Source organism: Akkermansiaceae bacterium (assembly GCA_019634595.1).
Classification (GTDB): domain Bacteria; phylum Verrucomicrobiota; class Verrucomicrobiia; order Verrucomicrobiales; family Akkermansiaceae; genus Luteolibacter.
Genome location: JAHCBC010000006.1, coordinates 216199 through 238609 on the forward strand (window position 1 = coordinate 216199; position 22411 = coordinate 238609).

At 63.5% G+C, this 22411-nt stretch carries 19 protein-coding genes; 10 read left to right on the plus strand and 9 right to left on the minus strand.

Annotated elements, in window-relative coordinates; all coding sequences use genetic code 11:
• Nucleotides 1-84 precede the first annotated feature (84 nt).
• The 4 genes from KF712_20310 to KF712_20325 all read right to left on the minus strand — a co-directional run bounded on the left by KF712_20310 (nucleotide 85) and on the right by KF712_20325 (nucleotide 4356).
• Nucleotides 85-1596 (minus strand): NAD(P)H-hydrate dehydratase, encoded by a 1512-nt coding sequence (locus KF712_20310; protein ID MBX3743341.1) that lies wholly within the window; start codon nucleotides 1594-1596, stop codon nucleotides 85-87.
• 18 nt (nucleotides 1597-1614) lie between these two features.
• Nucleotides 1615-2208 (minus strand): N-acetylmuramoyl-L-alanine amidase, encoded by a 594-nt coding sequence (locus KF712_20315; protein MBX3743342.1) that lies wholly within the window; start codon nucleotides 2206-2208, stop codon nucleotides 1615-1617.
• Nucleotides 2209-2350: 142 nt separating this feature from the next.
• A complete protein-coding gene (locus KF712_20320; protein MBX3743343.1) occupies nucleotides 2351-3220 on the minus strand; it encodes a hypothetical protein in 870 nt (289 codons plus the stop codon).
• A gap of 62 nt (nucleotides 3221-3282) precedes the next feature.
• Nucleotides 3283-4356: a hypothetical protein gene (locus KF712_20325; GenBank protein MBX3743344.1), complete on the minus strand. Its 1074-nt coding sequence runs from the start codon at nucleotides 4354-4356 to the stop codon at nucleotides 3283-3285.
• Between the two features lie 91 nt (nucleotides 4357-4447).
• Here KF712_20325 and KF712_20330 point away from each other — a divergent pair, with 91 nt between their 5' ends.
• A complete protein-coding gene (locus tag KF712_20330; GenBank protein MBX3743345.1) occupies nucleotides 4448-5245 on the plus strand; it encodes a histidinol-phosphatase in 798 nt (265 codons plus the stop codon).
• Here the strand turns inward: KF712_20330 and KF712_20335 are convergent, their stop codons facing one another.
• Both KF712_20335 and KF712_20340 read right to left on the minus strand, forming a co-directional pair.
• The gene (locus KF712_20335) at nucleotides 5246-6793 is read right to left on the minus strand and encodes a carbohydrate kinase (GenBank protein ID MBX3743346.1); all 1548 of its coding nucleotides are present in this window, start codon (nucleotides 6791-6793) and stop codon (nucleotides 5246-5248) included.
• 103 nt (nucleotides 6794-6896) lie between these two features.
• Nucleotides 6897-7682: a hypothetical protein gene (locus KF712_20340; protein MBX3743347.1), complete on the minus strand. Its 786-nt coding sequence runs from the start codon at nucleotides 7680-7682 to the stop codon at nucleotides 6897-6899.
• Between the two features lie 347 nt (nucleotides 7683-8029).
• Here KF712_20340 and KF712_20345 point away from each other — a divergent pair, with 347 nt between their 5' ends.
• From KF712_20345 to KF712_20365, 5 genes are all read left to right on the plus strand, one after another.
• Entirely contained in the window at nucleotides 8030-9454 is a 1425-nt protein-coding gene (locus KF712_20345; GenBank protein MBX3743348.1) for an ammonium transporter, read from the plus strand.
• A gap of 98 nt (nucleotides 9455-9552) precedes the next feature.
• The gene (locus KF712_20350) at nucleotides 9553-10002 is read left to right on the plus strand and encodes a hypothetical protein (protein MBX3743349.1); all 450 of its coding nucleotides are present in this window, start codon (nucleotides 9553-9555) and stop codon (nucleotides 10000-10002) included.
• Between the two features lie 6 nt (nucleotides 10003-10008).
• On the plus strand, nucleotides 10009-10746 hold the full coding sequence (locus tag KF712_20355; protein MBX3743350.1) for a type III pantothenate kinase: 738 nt from the start codon (nucleotides 10009-10011) through the stop codon (nucleotides 10744-10746).
• A 49-nt stretch (nucleotides 10747-10795) separates the two neighbouring features.
• Nucleotides 10796-11743, plus strand: coding sequence for an ROK family protein (locus KF712_20360; protein MBX3743351.1), 948 nt, complete (start codon nucleotides 10796-10798; stop codon nucleotides 11741-11743).
• A gap of 57 nt (nucleotides 11744-11800) precedes the next feature.
• Nucleotides 11801-12529 (plus strand): superoxide dismutase, encoded by a 729-nt coding sequence (locus KF712_20365; GenBank protein MBX3743352.1) that lies wholly within the window; start codon nucleotides 11801-11803, stop codon nucleotides 12527-12529.
• A 293-nt stretch (nucleotides 12530-12822) separates the two neighbouring features.
• Here the strand turns inward: KF712_20365 and KF712_20370 are convergent, their stop codons facing one another.
• Nucleotides 12823-15588: a phosphoenolpyruvate carboxylase gene (locus KF712_20370; GenBank protein ID MBX3743353.1), complete on the minus strand. Its 2766-nt coding sequence runs from the start codon at nucleotides 15586-15588 to the stop codon at nucleotides 12823-12825.
• 78 nt (nucleotides 15589-15666) lie between these two features.
• Nucleotides 15667-16317, minus strand: a complete 651-nt coding sequence (locus tag KF712_20375; GenBank protein ID MBX3743354.1) for a lamin tail domain-containing protein — start codon at nucleotides 16315-16317, stop codon at nucleotides 15667-15669.
• Nucleotides 16318-16435: 118 nt separating this feature from the next.
• On the opposite strand from KF712_20375, the gene KF712_20380 reads away from it, so the two are divergent.
• The 4 genes from KF712_20380 (at nucleotide 16436) to KF712_20395 (ending at nucleotide 21434) form a co-directional block, all read left to right on the plus strand.
• Complete coding sequence (locus KF712_20380) at nucleotides 16436-18004, plus strand: hypothetical protein (protein ID MBX3743355.1); 1569 nt, start codon at nucleotides 16436-16438, stop codon at nucleotides 18002-18004.
• Between the two features lie 134 nt (nucleotides 18005-18138).
• The gene (locus tag KF712_20385) at nucleotides 18139-18738 is read left to right on the plus strand and encodes a DUF4126 domain-containing protein (protein MBX3743356.1); all 600 of its coding nucleotides are present in this window, start codon (nucleotides 18139-18141) and stop codon (nucleotides 18736-18738) included.
• A gap of 63 nt (nucleotides 18739-18801) precedes the next feature.
• Nucleotides 18802-20268, plus strand: a complete 1467-nt coding sequence (locus KF712_20390) for a hypothetical protein (GenBank protein MBX3743357.1) — start codon at nucleotides 18802-18804, stop codon at nucleotides 20266-20268.
• A gap of 182 nt (nucleotides 20269-20450) precedes the next feature.
• Nucleotides 20451-21434 carry an ABC transporter substrate-binding protein gene (locus KF712_20395; protein ID MBX3743358.1) on the plus strand — a complete coding sequence of 328 codons (984 nt, stop codon included), beginning with the start codon at nucleotides 20451-20453 and terminating at the stop codon, nucleotides 21432-21434.
• On the opposite strand, the gene KF712_20400 is transcribed toward KF712_20395, so the two are convergent.
• Nucleotides 21385-22341, minus strand: a complete 957-nt coding sequence (locus KF712_20400) for a LysR family transcriptional regulator (protein ID MBX3743359.1) — start codon at nucleotides 22339-22341, stop codon at nucleotides 21385-21387. The two genes, KF712_20395 and KF712_20400, sit on opposite strands and share 50 nt — an antisense overlap.
• Between the last annotated feature and the right edge of the window lie 70 nt (nucleotides 22342-22411).

Below are 22411 nucleotides of genomic sequence, written 5' to 3' on the forward strand. Positions count from 1 at the left end.
TCATCTTAGCCCAGGCCGTTGCCGGAGCATCTTCCGGTCTTCGATCCCGGAGCGCATCCGGACGACAGCCTTACTCTCCACCCTCTAGCGCGTCCGTTCCGCCCAGTCCCGGAAGGCACCGCCGAGGTGCCGTCCGACATCTGTCGGAAGCAGGGATTGTGGCGAAATTTCCGGCTGCAGGAGTGCCCGCTCCGCCGCCCGGCCACAGAGCCATGCACCGATCGCGGCGGCCTCCAGAGGCGGATTCCCGATGGCCAGCAGCGCGCCGAGGACGCCGGAAAGGAGATCCCCCTGGCCCCCGGTCGCCATGCCGGGCGTTCCCGTGGGGTTGAACCATAGTGGTTTCCCTTTCCGGGTGACCACGGTTCGGCAGCCTTTCAGGAGCAGAGTGGCGTTGGTGCTGTCGGCGAAGGCGCGTGCTGCTTCCTCCCTTGGCAGCCCGGAAAGATCCGGGGCGAGGCGGCGGAACTCTCCGGGGTGGGGGGTGAGCAGATGGTTTTCCTTCAATTCCGCGAGTTCCGCTGCGGAAAGCAGGTTGAGGGCCTCCGCATCGAGGACGGTGGGAAGAGTGGACCGCCTGATGGTGTCGCGGAGTGCCCCGCGGAAACCTTCATCGGTGGAAAGAAGGCCGCAGCCGATGACCAGCGCGTCGCAGGCAGGCTCCAGGATCTCTCCGGGATCCTTGCAGACGCGGAGGATGATCTCCGGAGGCATGCGCCCCGCAACGAGGGGCAGGACAGCTTCCGGCAGATGCACGGTCACCAATCCGGCTCCTCCCGCCAGCGCACCGGTTGCTGCGAGGATGGCGGCTCCGCTGTACTCGCGGGAGCCTGCCAGGATACCGACTCTCCCGGCTTTGCCCTTATGGAAATCAAAGGGGCGCGGCTCGCAGGCGGACCTGACCGAATGAGGGTCGGCCAACTGGTGCCCGTCTTCCCCAGCCGGGCGGAGGATGTCCACCGGCACGAGGTGCAGCGCCCCGGCCGCATTTGCCGCATGCTCGGAGAGAAGTCCGCGTTTCGGTGCGCCGATCATGAATGTGGCATCCGCGGTGACGGAGCCGGGATGAACCTCGCCGCTGTCCGGATCGACACCAGAGGGGAGGTCCAGGGCGATGACTTTCGCCCCGGAATGATTCCTGAGGTGGGACATCTCCGTGGCGAGATCCGCCAGCGGCGCCCTCAGCGCGCCTTTCGCACCGATCCCCAGCAGTGCGTCCAGCAGAACAAGAGGGCGGCGTGCCCTCAGACCTTCCAACCGGAATGGGAGGGGGCCGGGATCCTCCACGGGGCCATCCGCTTCCAACTCATCCATTTTTTTCCGCGTCAGCGGAGCCCAGTGGGGAGATGGAAAGGCCGGGCGGATGATGATCCTCCAGCCGTGGGACTGCCGGAGCATCCGCAGCGCGACAAGAGCATCGCCCGCATTATGGCCCTTGCCCAGATAGGCGACGATGGTGCCGGGGTGCGGAAAGATGCGCGTGATGGAAAAGCCAAGCCGCTCGCCTGCGGCTTGCATCAACATCTCCTCCGTCCAGCCCTGTTCCTGCGCCGCCTCCTCGAGGGAGCGCATTTCGCGGACGGTCAGGGCCTTCATCCGTGGGGACGGATGGACTCAGTCGTTGTAACGGTGGATGCCCTCCGCGATGCCGCGGGCGAGGGAATCCCGGAACCAGGCGGACTTCATGCGGTCGCGCTCGCTCTTGCAGCTCACGAAGCCGCACTCGACGAGGATGGAGGGAATGTTCGTATGCCGGATCACGTAGTAGCGCGCATACTTCGAGCCGCGGTTCACGGCGCGCACGCGCTTGAGGATGCTGCTTTGCACCAGATTGGACAGGCGGGCGCTGTCAGGACGGTTGTAGAAGGTTTCCAGACCGCTCACATCCTGCTTCCAGGTGTAGTTGTAGTGCACGCTGACGAAGATGGCGTCCCTCTGGCGGTTGGCGATCGCCACCCGTTGTGGCAGGGAGATGAAGTAGTCGCTGCGGCGGGTGACGATGGTCTTGTAGCCCATGTTCTTGAGATGACCTTCCAGCCTCATCGCGGTGTCGAGGGCCAGATGTTTCTCATAGACCCGGCCCCATTGGCCGCCTTTGTCATGACCACCGTGGCCGGGATCGATCACCACGGTGCGGAATTTGGCGTCTGCGGAAACTCCAAAGGCAAAGAACGCCAGTACAGTCAGAGTTTTGAGGAAGGTACGCATGGCTCGGGAAAGTTAAAAACTGTTAAGATTTACTGATATTTTTAAAAACTTGTAAAGTTTTATTTCGGATGAGTGAAAGAATTTTCCGCCTTACGGGAGATTTTTGCCGTCACGAAGGACTCGGACGGAGGTTGGCAAAAATTTATTCGTAGAGAAAGGCGGGGCGGTCGGATGCCTTGCGCGCTTTCGCTTTGGCGGCTGCAGCGGCCTGGGGATCATAAGGGATGCTGTTGCCCACCATCACCTGGCCGGTGGCGGAGGTCAGCAGCATGGGATCCCCCTGCGGTCCACGTTGGTGGATTTCGCGGCGGGTCATGCGTCCGTCACTGTCCACCTCACAGTGGACGTACATGGTGGGGGTGGAGAGGAACAGCACATGGAGGCGCTGGCTGCGGTCCACGGTGACGGTCGGCTTCCTGATGGAGAGGCAGTCTCCCATGGGGAAGGTGCGGAGCGGCATGCCGGTCCGGTTGTCCACGACCTGGGCGTAGATCTGCGTGGTCTGGCGGCCGCTGAAGTTGATGACGCGGAACTCCCGGGTCTGGCCGGGCTTGTCCGGGATGCCGACTTTCTGGCTCCAGTAGAGACGGCCGGGATCCAGATTGAAGATGGCGCGGTTGGTGGCGGTGTCCCCCTCCTGGCCGGGCATGCGGACCACTGCGGCGACGGAAAAGTTCCCCGGCTCCACCAGGTAGAAATGCTGCGTGAGATCGACTTCCCGAGCCATCGACTGGCCGGCGCCGATTTTCAATGCGCCGAAGGTGGTGCGGCGGGGCGAACTCACTGGCCCGCCGTTGAGGTTCCGGATCAGGAAATCCAGCCACTGCTGGCGGTTGTCGCCCTGCAGCACCAGATCCCGGCCGGAGTGGTTCGTGATCGTGACGATCGCTATGACCGGTTCTCCCGCAACGTGTTGCGTCTTTGCCAGGCGCAGTGAGGTGACGAGCTGGCCGTGGGCCGCCCCGGCGAGAAGGGCGATGGGGAGAAGGAGGCGAAGAAATCCGGAAATCATCAGGCTCGGACCATTAGCGGAGAGTCACGCGCCCGTCAATCTAACGGAAGCGGAGATTTGCCTCATTCGTCGCCGTCCGGGTAGAGCTGGTGGTACTTGATGGCCTCCACCGCCACCGCGGCGGCGGTGCCGAAAATGGTTTCGACACTGGCGGTCCGGGGGATTTGGGCGGCGGGACGGGCCAGTCCGAGGATGAGCTGGCCGTAGTTCTGTGCGCCCGCGACGTGTTGGAGGAGCTTCAGCGAGATATGGGCGGCGTCCAGGTTCGGGAACACCAGGACGTCCGCGGTCTGCCGCTGCTCCGCGCCGGGAAGCTTCACTTCCGAGGCCACCGGGTCCAGTGCGACATCCGCCTGGATCTCCCCTTCGATCTCGATTTCGAGGAACTTGCTCAGGGCGATCTCCCGGGCGAGCGTCGCGGCCGCCGCCATCTTCTGTGCATCCGGGGTGCTGGCGGAACCTTTGGTGGAGTGGCTCAGCATCGCGACATGGACCTTCCGTCCGAGGAAATGGTGGGCGAGCAAGCCGGTCTCGATGGCGATGGCGGCGAGCTGCTGGATGTCCGGGTTCGGCACCAGGCCGGTGTCCGCCAGGAAGAGGACGCCACTGCCGCCGAGGTGGCGCAGGTGGGTGCCTTCCAGCATGGTCGTGCCGAAGATCTTCGGTACGGAGGAGAGGGGTTTGATCGTGTTGATCAGCGCACGGAAATAGAACGCGGGGAGTGCCTGGTTCCCGCCCACCACGGCATCCGCCTGGCCGTATTGGACCATCAGCGCGCCGTAGTAGTGGGGCTTCGAGACAAGCTCCTCCGGAGAGGCGAGCTGGATGTTGCGGTAGCGTGCCATGTTCTCCACCCGCTGGCAGAAAAGCTTGAAGTCCGTGGAAAGCGGCGGGTCGATGGTGTGGATGAAACGCATGGAGACCTCATGCTCCTTGGCGATGTTCCGGATGCGTTCGCGGTTTCCCAGCAGGATGGGTGCGACGGCTTCCTGCTCCACCAGGCGGGCGGCTGCCTGTAGCACGCGGAGATCCTCCCCTTCCGTGAACACGACCCGCTTCGGGTGGCGACGGAGTTGCTCGATCAACTGCTTGGTGACGGTTCCGTTGGGTGCTGGGTCTTTCAGGAAATCGGTCATTGGGACTCCGGCTCTTGCGCCGTGGAATGAATCTGGATAAAAGCTCCCCGGCATTCAATCTGTTTCCACCCGATCATTCTGATAGACTTCCGTGCCCGCAGACTACCATACCCACACGCCTCTCTGCCGCCATGCCGAGGGGGAGCCGGAAGCCTACGTGGATGCCGCCATTTCAGCGGGCCTGACCCAGTATGGCATCTCCGACCACGCGCCCGCCATCCCTGAGCCGTTCGATGACTGGCGGATGTGGGAGCGCGAACTGCCGGAGTATTTCCACTGGATCAACCGGGCGAAAGCACAGGCCGCCGGGCGCATCGCGATCCGCTCCGGCCTGGAGTGCGACTGGCTGACCGGTTGCGGGCCATGGATCGCGGACCTTTCCTCAAGGCATGACTGGGACTACCTCATCGGCTCCGTCCACTATCTGGGGGACTGGGATTTCGACAACCCGAAGTGGCTCGGCCGCTGGGCGGAGAGTGACGTGGAGGCGGTGTGGTCCCACTATTGGAAAACCTACGCGGAAATGGCGGAAGCCGGGATCTTCGACATCCTGGGCCATCCGGATCTGGTGAAAAAGTTCTCCCACGTTCCGGACGGGGATCTCGACCGGTTCTATGAGCCGGTCATCGATGCCATCGCCGCGTCCGGCAGTGTCATCGAGCTGAACACGGCGGGCTGGCACAAGCCCTGTGCGGAGGCCTATCCGTCGCCGCGTTTCCTGGAGCTGGCCTGCTCCGCCGGCATCGGCCTGGTGATCTCATCGGACGCCCATGCCCCTTCGGAAGTGGCGAGGGACCGGGCGAGGGCGGTGGATCTGGCAAAGGCGGCGGGTTTCACGGAGACCGTACTGTTCGAGGGGCGCAGGCGTTCCTCGGAGCCGTTGCTGTGATCAGGACACGCCGGTCATTTCATCGAGAAGCTCGGAGAAATCATCGAGCGTGTCTTCGTAGAGATCTTCCAACGAGCGGTCCGGCTGGAGGCTGGGGCCGGTGACGCGGCAGAAGGTTTCCTGGAGGGCGGCCAGATCATGCCCGGCGGCGGCCGCGGCGATGAGCGCCGCACCGAGGGCGGCGGAGTTCGAAACGTCGATGCGCTCGACGGGAGTCTGGAAAACATCCGCCGCCACCTGGGCGATGCCGTCGTTCTTCGACGCTCCGCCCGTGAGCAGGAGGCGGCTGGGTTTCACCCCCATCCATTCGGAGTGGAGGCGCATGTTGAGGAACTGGCCCTCCAGCAGGGCGCGCACTTCCAGTTCCGGTGTGGGTTCTTCCTGGAAGTCCATGAAAGGTTCCTCGAAGTCGAAGCGCGGGGTGATCTCCGGGCCGAAGAAGGGCAGCATGAGATTCATGCCGGCGGATGCCTTGGTCGTGGCGAGCGCTTCTTTCTCGAAGGCGGACCAGTCGAGGCCGAGCGAATCCCGCAGCGCCTCGCGGGCCAGCGAGCCGTTGCGGAAGACGATGATGGACATGAATCCACCCGCCGGATTTCCGAAGACATGGCCGAAGCCGTTCGGATCCGTGAGGGGGTCCGGCATGGCGGCGAAAAGGGTGTCGCTGGTGCCCAGCGAAATGACGACGTGGCCGGGCGTGCTCGCGCCCATCCCCACCAGCGAGGCCGGATTGTCTCCGGTGAAAGGGGCGATCCGGCAATCTGCGGGGAGGTGGAATTTTTCCGAGAAATACGCGCTGATGGTGCCGTGGAAGGTGGTGGCTGGCTGCGGAGTCAGCAGTTTCGACGCGAGGTCCGGGCCGGTGATGTCAAGCAGCCGCGGATCCCAATCCAGATCGGCCAGATTCAGCAGGTTCATGCCCGCTCCATCTCCGTAGTCGATGGGCATGGACTCCCCGGCCAGGATGGAGGCGATGAACGAGCTGACGAGATGGATGCGCGAGGTGTGGGACCAGCCGAGCGGATCCCTCTTTGAAAAGCGGCGGATCTGGGGGCCGGTGAACCGTTCGGTCGCATTCGAGCCGGTGATCCGGCAAAGCTCCTTGTTTCCGCCGATGCCGTTGGCGATCTCCCGGCATTCCGCGCCGGTGGAGGTGTCCATCCAGATGGGGGAGGTGGCGCGGCTGAGGGCCGGTGCGATCTGCGGGGAGAGTGGCTTCGCGGGATCGAGTTCCGCCAGCCTCTGGTCGAAGGTGGAGTCCAGATAGACGGAGCCGTGCTGCTGGCCGGAGCCGCCGATGGCGCGGATGAGGGAAAGGTCCGTGGCCGGGGAAAGCCGTGTGAACAGGAGGTCGAGCGCCTCCACCCACATCAGGGGATTCGCGTGGACCTCGCCGCTGGCGCCGTCCGGCAGGAACCCGCTGGGACTCTGGAAATGCGGCAGATCCTTGCCGAAGTTCACCGCCATCTGGCAGGTGATGGTTCCGCTGGCGGGATCGATGATCACCGCGGTGAGGGATTGGGTGGAGGAGTCGAGGCCTAGGAACATCGCGTTTTCCCGTTCTCGCCTCTGTGGGGACACCACTCAATGAAAAAGAGCGGCCGTTCGCACGGCCGCTCTTGATTGGAATCTAGCTCTGGGAGCCGGATGATCAGAAGTCCACGCTGAGGGCGATACCGCCGACAAACTGGTTCTTGGCTCCGGTGTTCAGAGTGCGGGCGTTGCCAGCGGAGTCGAAACCGTCATCGCTGAGGGACACGGAACCCGCAACGAAAGGTGAGAGCTTGGCGTTCTCCGCGAATTCATAGTCGAGGGAAACCTTGGTGGTGAGGTGGGCAAGCTTGCCGTGCTCAACATAGTAACCGAGGACGGAACCGATGTTGAGGGTCAGGCAGCTGTTCAGCTCGAAGCTCTTCTTCAGGTCGGCGGCAAGGTAGCCGTCGTTGTCACCCTTGATGTCCCAGTAGTAGGTCAGGCCTGCTTCCGCGAAACCGAGGTCACGGGAAAGGCGGAAGACCGCTTCCTGAGCGTCAGCGAGATTGCGGCCATAGTCACCCACGAGGATGTCGTCACCATCGTTGAGGTAGTAGATGTAACCGACGGAAAGCGTGGCGAATCCGAGATCCTTGGCGACGTTCGCGTAGATGTCGATTTCGTTGGCGGAGCGGCGATCGTTGGGGCCGAAGACACCAGCGAAGTCATCCGCCTGGAAATTCGCGAACCAGACGCCACCGTTCACCGAAAGACCGGAGCCCAGATCCGCGTTCGCGTCGAAGCCAGCTTCGATGAGGTCGGTGCCGAGGTTGAGGCCACGGAACAGATACTCGGTGGTGTAACCGGCATGGAGGTTGTAGTTGAGGTCGATCGCCGAGGCGTTGCCGGCCGCGAGAGCGGACACAGCTGCCAGAGCGCCGATGAGTTTGCTGTAGTTGCGCATCTTGTTTGTTGGTTGTGGGTTGCTGCTTGCTTCCTTGCCGTGATCCGGTTGTTGACCACGAAAAGGGGGGCAGACGGATGGAAACACGCATGCCGGAGGCCTGCGGGAAGACATCTTGGACGAGCTATTTAGCTTTTCCTAACGATTTGTCCAGCAGCTTTTGGGCACGCGGCTTACGCCGTCGGACCGAGGGTTAGATGGTAAGGATGACCAGCGCAAGAGGAATGGGCTGAATGTTTTGCGGAGGTTGAAGGGGGATCATGGGGAAAAGTTGGCATGGCCCATGCTTTCGTGGGATCGCCGTCCTCAAGTCGAGGCGGAGAATCATCCGATCAACCCTGACCACCATGACCAGTCATTACCTGAACAAACTGCGAGCTATCACGGCCGCGGCGATCGCCTTGGTCGCCATGCCGATGGTTACCCCGGCCTTCGGCCAAGAAACGCCGCCTGCGGCACCTCCCGTTGAGGCTCCAGCGGCACCAGCCGCCGCCGCTGCGGAGCCGACCCCGACTCTCGAGGAGAGGATCGCCGCGATCGAGGCGGCGGGCGAGGGCGTGGACTCCGGGGACAACGCCTGGATGATGACGAGCACCGCCCTGGTGCTGTTCATGTCCCTCCCGGGTCTGGCTCTCTTCTACGGTGGCATCGTCCGGAGAAAGAATGTTCTCTCCATCTTCGGCCAGATCTTCGCGATCGCCGGTGTGGCGGCGGTCATCTGGTGGGCCATCGGCTTCAGCCTGTGCTTCTCCGAAGGAAATGCCTTCATCGGCGGAACCGAGAATGCCTTCTTCAAGGGCGTCGGGGCTGAGCCGGGAACGCTGGGCACCGTCCCGCAGAGCGTGTTCGCGATGTTCCAACTGACCTTCGCGATCATCACCCCCGCGCTGATGATCGGTGCGGTCGCGGAACGCATCAAGTTCTCCTCGTTGATCGCCTTCGTGGTGATCTGGCTCTTCGCGGTCTATTTCCCCTTCGCCCACATGGTCTGGGGTGGCGGCTTCCTCGCCACCACCATCAAGGCGATCGACTTCGCAGGTGGCACCGTGGTTCACATGACCTCCGGTTTCTCCGCGCTGACCCTCGCCATCATCCTCGGCAAGCGCAAAGGTTACGGCAAGGAGCCCATCGCCCCCCACAGTGTGGTTCTCACCGCCATCGGCACCGGTATCCTCTGGGTCGGCTGGTATGGATTCAACGCCGGCTCCGCTGGTGCTGCTGACGGCCTTGCCGGCAACGCATTCGCCACCACCACCTTCGCCGCTGCCATCGCAGGCATCGCCTGGGGCTCCGCAGAGTGGATCTTCAAGGGCAAGCCGAGCGTGCTTGGCATCTGCTCCGGCGTCATCGGTGGTCTGGTCGCCATCACCCCTGCTGCGGGCTTCGTGACCGTCGGTTCCTCGATCATCTTCGGCCTCCTCGGTGGTATCATCCCGTTCTTCGCGGTGGCCTACCTCAAGAAAATGCTCGGATATGACGACGCGCTCGACACCTTCGGTGTGCACGGTGTCGGCGGTGCCCTCGGTGCCATCCTGACGGGTATCTTCGCTGATGGTTCGGTGAACAGCATCGTGACCGACCTCAAGGCGGAAGGTGTGAATCTGGTTGCCGAGCAGATCAAGGCGGTTGCTGTGACGGCGGTGTGGAGTGTGGTCGCCACCGTGATCATCGCCTACATCGTGAAAGCGATCTTCGGCCTTCGTCCGAGTGCGGAAGACGAGGAAACCGGCCTCGATCTGGTCGATCACGGCGAGCAAGGCTACGAGCACTGATCCTGTCTCTCCCTGATATGTGATTCCCTGCGGGCGGACCTGGAAAGGTCCGCCCGTTTTCGTTTGCAGTGGGACCGGCGGCGGGTTCCTCTCTCCCCGTGAAGCACAGCCGTTTCCGGATCTTCCTGTTCATCCTTCTCGGGCTGTCCGTTTTGTTCGCGGCGGCGGCTTTCATCCTGCCCTACGAGTGGAAGCCGGATCCCGGCGCGCGCTTCAAGGTCGCGGCGGTGCAGGCGAAGCGGGACCGTTCCTACTACTGGATCACCGTCCATCTGAAGAAAAGCGGGACGGAGAACCATGACCTGATGAAGCCGGTCCGTCTCCAGTTAGGCTCGCTGGAAGCCCTGGAGCCTGCGGATGTCACCTTCCAGGGAAATGCGGAGACCGGTTTCACCGATGTGTGGTACAAGTTCTGGGTTTCGGAGTCCGAAGCTTCCAATCCCTTCCATCTGAAGATCAATGATGGCATCCTCACCGTCAAAACCAGCGGGGGAATGCCGCCCATCCATGATGGAATGATGAGGACCTTCTCCAACCCCCGCTGGTAACCCACCATGTCCTGGCTGCTGATCGACAACTCGAACACCCGCACCAAGTTCGCGCTGGGGGATGCCTCCGGCTTGCTGGAGTGGCGGGGCGTCCTCCCGACCGCGGACATTTCCCCCGAGGCCCTTGCCGGGCTGATGGCGGACATTTCCTATGACGCGGTGCTGATCGGCTCCGTGGTCCCTGCGAAGGCGGCCATTCTGCGTGAATTTTTCGGAAACCGGGTGCCGACCCACTTGCTGGGCTGGGACAGCCCGCTGGGCATCGCCATCGACTATCCGCTGCCGGAACAGATCGGCGCGGACCGGCTGGCGAATGCGGTGGGTGTTTATGAAAGGCATGGCGCACCGGCGGTCGTGATTGATTTCGGCACCGCGGTGACGTTCGACATCGTTTCCGGCGCACCTGCCTACTGCGGCGGGGTGATCGCTCCCGGCTTGGGCGCCATGTCCGGCTACCTCAGCAGGAAGACGGCGCTGCTGCCTGAGATCGAGCTGGAGGAGCCGGACTCCGCCATCGGGAAGTCCACGGTGCACGCCATGCAGGCGGGGGCCGTGTTCGGCTACCGGGGGCTGGTGAGGGGGATCCTGGAGCGGCTGCGGGAAGAGCTTCCGGGGGAGCTGAAAATCATCGCCACGGGCGGGGATGCGGCCCTCATCGCGCAGGGTCTGCCGGAGATCCAGCAGGTGGATGCGGAGTTGACCCTGGACGGTCTGCGGCGGGTGGCGGCGAAGGTTTTTTCCTGAATAAAAACACGTGCCATTCCACGGTGATCCGTTAGGGATGGGCGCGGAAATGAGTGACACACCTTTTGCGATCGGGATCGATTTTGGCGGCACTTCGGTGAAGACCGGAGTGGTGGATGGAAGCGAAGTCATCGACCACGCCCCACCCATCGCAACGCCGGAGTTCGAAGGTCCGGGAGAACTGATCGACGCGATCGCCCGGACGGTGGAGGACCTCCGCGCCCGCCACCCCGGAGTGAAGGCCATCGGCGTCGGCATGCCCGGATTCGTGAACTTTGAAACAGGAACCGTCTATAACCTCACCAACGTGCGGGGCTGGACGAACATCGGCCTGAAGGCGCTGCTGGAGGAGAAGACCGGCCTGCCGGTCATCGTGGAAAATGACGCGAACTGCATGGCCTTCGCGGAGTGGAAGCAGGGCGCGGGACGCGGGTTCCAACACCTGATCTGCATGACCCTGGGAACGGGCGTGGGCGGAGCGGTCATCGCCAACGGCCAGTTGGTCCGCGGGGCTCGCCACGGTGCCGGCGAGATCGGCCAGACTTCCATCGACTATCAAGGACGCCCGGGTGCCTACGGCAACCTCGGCGCGCTGGAGGACTACGTTGGCAACAACGAGATCACGGAGAGCGCCCGTGTGGCCTATGAGGCGGCGGGCGATCCGAAGGGCGTGGAACTCTGCAGTCCGGCGGCTCTGGCAGCGGCGGCGAACGAGGGCGACCCCATCGCGCTGAAGATCTGGGACGATGTCGGCCGGATGATCGCCACGGCGGCCATGAACTGCTGCTGGCTGCTGAATCCGGACGCCATCATCATCGGCGGCGGCGTGGCGAAGGCGGGCAAGCTGGTGTTCGACCCGATCACGAAACACCTCCACGAGCAGCTTTCCGGCCCCTTCAAGGATCACCTGAAAATCGTCCCGGCCAGATTCGGGAATGAGGCGGGGATCGTGGGCGCGGCGGTGCTGGCACTGGAGACCGCCGGGAATCCGGGCTGATTTCTGATACAAATTCCTTTTTGCATTCCCGCGGCAGCGCGTCTAATTACCCAGACCATGAAACCTCACAACCCTCTTGATCGCCGGACTTTCGTGAAGCTCAGTGCGCTCGCCGCGACCGCCGCCGTGCTTCCGGCCGCCGCGGGAGCCGCGGAGGCCTACAAGCTGGATCCACTGCCATACGCGCTGGACGCCCTGGCCCCGCACATCGATGCGAAGACGATGGAGATCCACCACGGCAAGCACCACGCCGCCTATATCAAGAATCTGAACGACGCGCTGGCAAAGGACTCCAAGCTGGCGGAGAAGTCCCTCGTGGATCTGGTGGCTGACCTCCCGTCCATCAGCGACGAGGCTGCCCGCACGACCATCCGCAACAACGGCGGCGGCCATTGGAACCATGACTTCTTCTGGAAAATCCTCACTCCGGCCGACAAATCCGGCAAGCCATCGGGAGATCTGGCCAAGGCCATCGACGAGGCGTTCGGTTCCTATGACGAGTTCAAGAACGCGTTCGGCGCGGCTGCGGCGAAGCGCTTCGGCTCCGGCTGGGCGTGGCTCATTTCCCAGAACGGCAAGCTGAAGATAGTCAGCACGGCGAACCAGGATAACCCGCTGATGAAGGGCATCGTCCCGGATTCCGACCTCGGCACTCCGATCATCGGCCTTGATGTCTGGGAACACGCCTACTATCTCAACTACCAGAACAAGCGCCCTGACTACGTGGCCGCCTGGTGGAACGTCGTGAACTGGGAAGAGGCAGCGAAGCGCTTCGGCGCGAAGTAAGCACGGAGGGGATATTTTCAAAGAAGGCGCCGGTAGGGATACCGGCGTCTTTTTTGTGTAGCGAACCTCGTGAGAGGTTCGGCTGGGAGGATTTGCCAGAACCTTCCCGCTCCGCACCCGGTGGGCAGGGTATCCGCGGAAGCCGTCGTCGTGGGATGGGTGGAGTCTGCCCCGCCGAAGCTCTCACGAGCGTCGCTACACGTCAGGGTCCGCCGTTGGATGGATCTCCGGGTTGATGGGGCATCGATGGGATGCGGAGCTGTGAGGACGGCGACCAGTGATCGCCGCCACGCTCAACCCGTCGTCCGCAGGCCGGAGGCGATCGCGTTGATCGAAAGCAGGAGCTTCGGCAACAGCGCGTCGGCCTTGGTCTTCCGGTCATTCGTCAGGTGGTTCCGCCACTGGCGGAGGAGGTCGATCTGCTGCTGGTGTAGCACGCGGAGGGGGGCTTCGCGGATGTCCAGGGTCTTTGCCATGCGCGGGCGGCGGGCCGCCATCTCGCCTTCGAAAAGATCGGCGAGCATCTCCCGGGTCTTGTTGAACTCATCCACCGCCATGCCGAGGAATTTCTTCTTCAGTTCCTTGTCCTCGACGAGCGAGGAGTAGTCCTTCATCAGATCCAGGTTTGCGGAGGCCAGGTTGGTCTCCACGTTGGTGAGGACGTAGCTCATGAAGGTGGAGGAAGGCAGCGCCTTCTTCAGCGCGGCGAACCCGGACGGATCGGACGCCTTGAGTTTCTCCAGGGCGGAGCCGACGCCGAACCAACCGGGGAGGTAGAAGCGGGCCTGGGTCCAGGAAAAGACCCACGGGATGGCGCGGAGGTCGCTGATGGAAAAGCCCTTTTTGCCCGTGCGGCGGGCCGGACGTGAACCGATGCGCGAGTTCTCCAGCGCGTCGATGGGGGTGGCCTGGCGGAAGAACTCGATGAAGCCGTCCGCTTTGAGGAACTTCTGGTAAGCCTCCTGGCTCCAGGTGGCCAGTTGTGGCATGAACGCCTCGCACGGATCTTCCACGGGGGCGGTGTGGCGGTGGCGGGCGGTGGTGACCGCCGCTCCGGCGAGAAGCAGTTCCAGATTGAAGGTTGCGTTGGCGAGGTTCGCGTATTTCTGGGCGATGGTTTCACCCTGCTCCGTCATGCGGAAGCCGCCGCCCATCGCGCCGTGCGGCAGCGCGGCCATGAACCAGTGGGTCGGACCGGCACCGCGGGAGATGGTGCCACCGCGGCCGTGGAAGAAACAGAGATTCACCTGATGCTCCTGGCCCACCTTGGTGAGGGCACCCTGGGCGTTGTGGAGGGCGATCTGGGCGGCGAGGATGCCGCAGTCCTTGTTCGAGTCGGAGTAGCCCAGCATCACCTGCTGGCTGTCCGGCTCCCCGTTCGCCACGCGGGCCATGCGGGAGGCGAGGGAGATGGGGTGGACCAGGTAAGCGGAAAGGATGCCGGGGGAGCGGTCCAGGTCATCCATCGTCTCGAACAGCGGAACCACCTGCAGCGGGCAGACCAGGCCGCCGGGGGTGAGATCCATCAGCCCTGCCTCACGGGCGAGCAGATAGACACCCAGCAGGTCGGAAAGCTTGCGGGTCATCGAGACGATGAGCGAGCCGAGGCCCGCGTTGCCCCATGTCTGGCGGTGGCGGACCAGCACGCGGTAGGTGTCCAGCACGTTGTCCGCCTCCTCGCCGATGCGCAGGTCATTGTGCAGGAACGGGCGGGTGGAGGTGAGTTCGTTGCTCAGGAAGCCGACGCGCTTCTCTTCATCCCACTCCGCGTAGGCCGCCCCGCCCTCCACGCCCGCCACGACGAGCAGTTGCGAGATGGCCTTGTCGTGGAATTCGGAGTTCTGGCGGATGTCGAGGTTGGCCAGGTGGAAGCCGAACATCTCCAACTTGTGCTTCAACGGGTGGATGGCCTGTTCGTCCAGGAGCTGGCAGCCCGCTTCCGCGAGCGTTTGGGAAAGCAGGTCCAGATCCTTCGCGAGGAGGGCGGGGCTGGTGTAGCCCGGTTTGCCCAGGGATTGTTGCTTCACGACGAGGGCCATCAGGCCGGCCAGTTGCCTCCACGGTTCCTCGGCGTTGCGGTCCAGCAGCTCCTTCACATGCTCTTCCGTGGCGACGAGGAACGACAGTTCGTCGATGCGTGCCTGGAGCTCTTCATGCACGGCGGTGAGCTGGCGGGAAAGCGTGAGCTGGTTGGCGAGGGCGTTGAGTTCCCGGTGGAGGAGCTGGAAGGCGGACTGGCGGAGTTCCGCCAGGGAGCGCTCCGTCACCTCCGGAGTGACCAGCGGGTGGCCATCGCGGTCACCACCGATCCAGGTGCCGAAGGTCAGGCGCGGGATGTTTCCCGCGGAGCGCAGCATTTCCAGCGGCAGACCGGAGTCCTGCCATGCGTCCGTGAAGTGCTGGTCCAGGCGGTTGACCGCGGACGGGAAAAGGTCGCGGAGGTAGTGGATGGAGTTCCGCAGCTCGCTGTAGATGTCCGGGCGGACGAGATGGATCTCCGCCGTGCGCCACAGCGTTTCCAGCACGGTGACGACCCGTTCGCGGATGTTCCGGCGCTCCCGTGGCGTGTACTTCGGGTATTCGTTGCGGACCATCTCATCGTACAGCGCGCGGTGCCGCTCGCGGATGCTGGAGCGTTTCGCCTCTGTGGGGTGGGCGGTCAGCACCGGCTCCACCCGCACGTCCTTCAGCACGTCGAGGATCTGTTCCGCGGACAGGCCCATGCCCTGCAGCTCGCTGAGGGCCTTCGGCCACAGGCCGCGGATGGATTCCGGACCGAGAACCTTTTCCCGTTCGCGGCGGATTTCCGCGGCGACACGTTCCTCCACCATGTTCAGGAGCTGGAAGCCGATGGAGTAAAGCTGGGGCAGCCCCTCCGGAGCGGAGCCCGGAGCAGGCTCGACGCCGGACCATGGCATGTACGGCAGCAATTCGGTCTCCCCGGTGCTTTGCAGCGCGTCTTTCAGGCAACCGAGCAGGTAGCCGAGCGTCTCGTCAATGAGTTCGAATCCTTCAAGGCGAAGTTGCTCGCGGGTGGGGTTGCCGGCCGTCTCTGTCATGCGTGGCGCGAAATAAGCACAATCCGCGCCGAATCGGAAAGGGGATTGCCACGAATTTCCAAATACTTGGGAATCATTTCACCCCCGCCGGCTCCTGCGGACCAGCACACCCAGACCGGTGGCCAGTGTGATCCCCGTGGTACCAGGCTCTGGCACCACGGCGAATCCCGGACTGCCGACATCCTGGCCTGCGCCTCCAAATCCGTCGGAGGCGGATCTGAAGGCTCCGTTCTCCCCGATGACGCTGGTTCCCAGTGGAATCCCGGCCATGTCCCATTCAAAGGACGCCCCCCCGGTGGCGGAGCCGAAGATCACCCTCGTCACCAGCGCTCCTCCGGCATCGTAGATGTTCACCTCGTCTCCTCCCGCTCCGAGACCCTGGAACGAGGATCCCCCGATGGTGGAGACGACCACTCCCGAGAGTCCCCAGTCGCCCAGCCACGTGCTTTCCGAGCCGATGGGTTCTTCGCAGATGATGACCGACTGCCCTGCGGCGATGACCGTAAGGGTGCCGAAGTTCGAGCTGCCCGGAGTTCTGGAGCTGTCATCCCATGTCCAGCCGGTGACGTCGATGGGGGAACCGCCTGTGTTGGTGATCTCAAACCAGTCGCCGTTGTTGCTGCCTCCGCTGGGGTGCAGGGAGGAACTCATCACCTCCGTAATGATGATGGCGGCTCCGCCGGGCGCGGCGGATGCGAGGAGGGCAAGGATCGGGATGATGGATTTCATGGGTTTCAAACGTGCAGCCTGCTTTGTGGAGGAATCCCTGGATTTGTCCAGATCGCAGAGGAAGCGGGCTGACGGATAAGGATCGACGGAAGCTCCGTGGACCGGCTAGCAAAGCCGCGTGAGTTCTTGGACAAAGGCAGTCGAGGTGGTGGAAACCTGCATCCGCACGGGCATCTCCGAGTTCGTGGTGTGTGCCGGGGCGCGGAACGCCGCCCTGATCGAGGCGCTGGCGAGGGCTGAGAAGGCCGGGCACGTGAGGCTCTGGCGGCATTTCGAGGAAAGGAGCGCGGGCTTTTTCGCCTTGGGCCGGATCATGGAGACGGGGACGCCATGCGCCGTCGTGACGACCAGCGGCACCGCCGTGGCGGAACTTTTGCCGGCGGTGGTGGAGTCATCCTACCAAGCCCGCCCGCTGGTTGCCCTGACGGCGGACCGGCCCGCTGCCTTCCGTGGGACCGGTGCGCCGCAGTCCATCGACCAGACCGGGATTTTCGGCAGCCATGCGTTCGCGGGTTCACCGGATGGCTGGAACGGAAAAGGTCCCCTGCACTGGAACGTGGAGTTCGAGGAGGAATTCGTTCCCGGGGATGAGGATTTCACTGGCAGCGCCATCGGGGTCTTTGAGCCGGAGAAAGACCGGCTGGATGTCGCGGCGCTCGCGCGCTGGCTCCGGGAAGGCCTCTACCGCGGACTGGTGGTGATGGTCGGCGGCTTGGAACCGGAGGAGCGGGAGGAAGTGTTCCATTTCTGCCGGGCGCTGGAGGTGCCGGTGATGGCGGAAGCGACCAGTGGTCTGCGTGAGGCCTTGCAGATGCTCTCCCTGCCGGATGGGGACCGCCAGTTGCGGGCAAATCCGCCAGGGAAAATCCTGCGCTTGGGGGAGGTGCCCAGCGGGCGGTTCTGGCGGGATCTGGAGAACCTGCCGGACGTTTCCGTGTGGTCCGTTTGCCGGAATGGCCTGCCGGGGCTTGCGAGGGAGTCGGGTGTCGTGCGTGGCGCGGTGGACCGGGTGCTCCGCGCGCTCGGCGAGATGGAACCGGCGGAGGATGCCATGGACTATTTCCAGGGGGCGTCCCGCAGCGCCGCGGTGATCGATGAACTGCTGGAGGCCTACCCGGACAGCGAGCCGGGTCTGCTCCGCACGCTTTCCCACTACGTCTCTACGGGCAGCAGCCTGTTCCTTGGCAACAGCATGCCCATCCGTGAGTGGAACCTGTTTTCCCAGCGGGACCGTCCGATCCAGAACGTGCGGGCGAACCGCGGCGTCAATGGCATCGACGGCCAGATCAGCACCTGGTTGGGCTGGACCGCGGAGCTGGGGGATGCGTGGGCCGTGGTGGGGGACCTCACCGCGCTCTATGATCTCGCGGGGCCGTTCGTCTTGGACCAGATCGTGGGAGAGGGCCGCGTGCTGGTCGTCATCAACAACGGTGGTGGAAAAATCTTCGAACGTCTGCCGCGCTTGGCATCGATGAGTCCGCGTGCGGCGGATTGCATGACCAATCCCCAGACCGCGGATCTCGCGGGATGGGCGCAACTGTGGGGCATGGATCACCTGCGCATCACCCGGGTGGATGATTTCGACCGGTTCGAGCCACGGGATAAAATGCTCCTCCTGGAGATCATCCCGCACGCCTCACAGACGAAGGCTTTCTGGGGGAAATGGGATCAGCACGCTCCGGTGTAGCGGCGATCACCGGTCGCCGTGTGGATTTGGCATGGCTCCCCTCGTGATGAGCACCGCCACTCCAGCGGTGGAAACAACGCCTGTGATTCGAGTCGAACCTGCCGGGGTGTTGTGATATGGACTCCGCCGTGAGCGTGATCGATCAACTTGGCGTGGCGCTGGGGCTGGCGACCCTTGCGGGGGTGAATCTCTATCTGACCGTGCTGGTGGCGGGGCTGGCCATCCGCTTTGACTGGATCGGCCTGTCCTCCTCCTATGAACAGCTTTCCGTCCTTGGCAACGACTGGGTGCTGGGCGTGGCCGGGGTCATGTTCGTGATCCAGTTTTTCGCTGACAAGGTGCCGTGGCTGGACTCCCTGTGGGATGCGGTCCACACCGTCATCCGTCCCGCGGGCGGCGTGTTGATCGCTCTGGCGGCGCTCGGGAAAATGGACCCGGCCATCCTCACCATCGGCGCGTTGCTGGCGGGTGGTGCGTCGCTCGCCACCCATGGCACGAAGGCGGGCATAAGGGCGCTCCTCAATCTCTCGCCGGAGCCGGTTTCCAATTCCGTGGCGAGCGTCACGGAAGATGGTCTGGTGCTCGGCGGGCTGGGACTCATCGGCCTGTTCCCGGCGGTTGCGTTCGTCGTCTTTCTGGTCATCGCCGTGCTTTGCGCCGCCTTCGCGCTCTGGCTGTGGAAGAAGATTTTCCGCAGGCGGAAACGCCGTGTCGAAGAACTGGCCCCCGCCTGATCCGTGCCGGACCGCGCATCGTTCCCTGCTTGCAGAAAGAGGGGGGAAAGATAGCCTCACCGGATGACCGGCAGATCACGCAGACGGGGGACGGCAGGCCGCGGAGTATGGTTCGGGCGGGCCGTGATCGTTCTGGTGGTGGCCGGTGTGTTCCTTCTGGGCGGAGCTTATCTGACGCTCCGCAACTACCTCCATAGCGAGGGTTTCAGGAAATTCCTCTCCATCAAGGCGGGCCGTGCCGCAGGGGTGGAAGGGGAATTTTCGGCCTTCCGCTGGGATGGTCTGGCGGTGGACACGGATTCTTTCGAAGGGGCGGGGAGCGGGAGGCTGACGCGTCTGAGGGCGGACGGACTCCATACTGAGATTGGCTTCGGTGGAGTGAGCCGCGGCGTATGGGAACTCAAGGATACCAGCGTGCGGCGCCTGGAGGCGGAGATCATCGCCTCCCGGATGGAGGAGGAAAAGGAAACGGCGGAGATCGACGCGCCGGTCACGAAAAAGGAACGGCCGAAGCCATGGTACCCCAACGAAGTGGAACTCCGGCGTTTCGATGTCAGGGAAGCGGACATCCGCGCGACGCTGAGGGACGGCGAGGTTTTCCTGCTCGAAGATATTTCCGTAAGCGCGGAGGCCGGAAGGACGAAGGGCAGTTACTCCGGTGAGATCCGCGGTGGGACCCTGCGGCTGCCGGAGGAATTCCTGCCGGAGATCTCGATAGAGCGCGTGAAGGCCCGCTATCAGGAAGGTGTGTTGTTCATCACCTCCGCGGACGCCACGCTGTGGGATGGCGGCAGGCTGCACGCCTCCGGCGAATGGGACCGGAAGGGGAGGAGCCACGCCTTTGAAGGGGAACTGAGCGGCGTGGGCCTGGATCAACTGGTGCGGGAAAACTGGGCCAAACGGATCACCGGGAAGGTATCCTCGGATTTCACGGTGGTGGGAGGGGCCGGGGCCACGGAAGCGAAGGGTACATTGCGCATCACGGATGGAAAGCTGGCGGCCCTGCCCGTGCTGGATGTTCTCGCGGCCTATGCGGATACCCGCAGGTTCCGCGAGTTCGATCTCACGGAAGCCCGCGCCGACTGGAAATTGACGGGAGACAAGATCAGCCTGACCAACATGGTGGTGGCGAGCGAAGGCCTCATCAGCATCCATGGACAGCTCGACATCCGTGACGAAGAGCTGGACGGGGAGCTGATGGTTGGCCTGGCTCCTGCCGTGCTGTCCATCATCCCGGGTGCGGAGGTGGCCATCTTCTCACCCGGTGAGAGGGGGCTGCTATGGACGAGGGTCAGGATCAGCGGGACCATTGACGATCCGAAGGAGGATCTCAGCGAGCGCCTCATCGCCGTGGCTGGGCTGAGGATCATCGAGGAACTGCCTGGCGGGGACAAGGTGCTCAAGTATTCGAAGCGCTATCTGGGTGACAATCCTGAGGAAGTCATACGGAAGGGGATCGACACCTTCGACGAAGCGGAGAAAGCCGTGAGGGAAACGCGGGATATCCTGAAAGGGATCTTCGGGAAATAGGAAGTCCGTGATGTGGACTCCGGAATTTGGTCCAACGGCAGTCCCGGGCGGTATCTGTGGATTCTCCGTGGACAATTTTCCCCCGTGGTATGCAGGCTGCTTAAAAGGCGCCGGAGTCCTCCATAAAAATCAGCATCCCCGAATGCGGTGATGGTGGTTTCCTTCGAATTTCCGCGCCCATCGTGTCCGTCATCCCGCACCACCCGCTCGGCTTCGTTCCATCACTGGAGGTATTGCCACTGATCGGAACCACCCTGCAGCCACCTGCAAGCCCCACGCCTCCGCTCCGCCTCCGCGCCTGCTCCAGCTACGGCAGCATTGCACGCGGCATGCTCACCGCGGAACTTTCCGGCGGCATCCTCCCCTGGGAGGTCTTCATCAACGAAGTTCTCGCCCTCCCGGGGCAGCGCGCCCACTGGATGGTCCCGCTTTTCCTCCACCCCTGCCCAACCGAGATCCTCGTCAAGGATTCCGTTTTCAAATACCTCCACCCTTCACGCTCCGGCACCCGTGTGAAGCCTCCCGGCCGCCTCGTCTTCGGCATAGAGAGCCGCAGCTCGCTCACCCGCTCCCAGGTCCGCGCATGGCTCGCCCGCTGGAACCACAAGTCCGCCATCCAGCTCGAATTCAAAGTCCTCCCCATGAACCTCATGCTCGAAGGGGTCAAAGCGGAGATACTTGATGGAATCATCGTCCCCACCCCGTGGGGAAAGTATGCCGAGTCCGCCGGCGTCGGAAAGGTTGACCCGCACTTCACCCCCGGCCTCCTCTCCCAGAAACTCGCGCTGGTCCTGCGTCGCGATGTTTCGGAAAATCCTTTCCCAGATCCCTCCGCTGCCGCCCTCGATCTCACCGCCGCGCGCAGGCAGCTCCGCAATCCCTCCGTCCTCCTCAAAGCCGCCGCCGAAATGGCCCGCCATGGCAGGCCCTTCCTGCCCGCCGCCATCATCGGCGGCTCCGCGGAACTCCACCTCCAGCAGAACGATCCCGCCGAGTTCACCCCGAGCTCCGCGCAACTCGTTCACGAACTGTTGATTCTCAGGGATCTCTCCGCACTCCCTCCCCAGATCGCGCCCACCCGCCAGACCGCACTTCTGCTCGCCGCTGCTTCAGAGCCTACACAGGTTCCGCATTCTCTTTCGAAAACTCCGCCGCGACCAGATTGAGAAAAACGTCCGCCACCCACGTCAGCGGACATCCCGGAAGCCACACCGCACAACAAACCCGCTTGAATTCCACTCCCTGCACCCGCAGCGCCACCAGCGATCCATCATCGATCGCGTCCCGCACGGACCACCAGGGCAGCAGCGCGATTCCCTGACCCTGCCGCGTCAGATCCCTCGCGCACTCCGGATTCGGCAGGATCCACTTCCTCGGGTCCGCATTCGGGGCACGCCCCAAATGCCTCACCGCCAGCTCATGGGCGCCGCGGTCCGGATAAATCAAGAGGGACTGCCGCAGCTCCCCCGGCGTGATCTTTCCTCGCTGCCCCAGCTCATGGAAAGGAGCCGCACACCACACCAGCTCCTCCTCGAAGAGATCCCGCCGGATCTGCCCGGGAAAGGTTTCGCCCCCCGTTCCATACCGGATCCCGAAATCACAACCCGCCTCCACCCGGTCCGGATCCAAACCCACGGAAATCTCCAGCAGCACCAGCGGAAAACATTCGTTGAACATCGACAGCGTGCCGGATCGCAGAAGCCCCTGCAACTCCGCCGGAATCGTGAACGTCAGCCGCTCGATCCTTCCATCGATCGCCGCCAGCTCGCTCTTCAGAAGCGACATCCGCTGCAGCAGTTCCTCCACCATCGGCAACAGGCGCACCCCCGCCCCCGTTGGGCTCACCTGCGGGCCATTGCGCTTGAACAACGCACAACCGAGATCCTCCTCGAGCGCCTTGATCGCGTGGCTGACCGCCGAAGGACTCACGCCCAGCAAACTCGCCGCCGTTCCAAATCCACCCTCCTTCGCCGCCACATAGAACATCTGCAGACGCTTCGAATCGACAATCCCGGGGTCGATGCCAACCGCGCAACGTGACAGTGGAACTCCATCTTGAATTTCACTCAACATACGCATTGCGAAATCACCGAGCACCCCCTGTGCCAATCACTGCGAATCAAGTGCGGAAAGGCACTTCCGC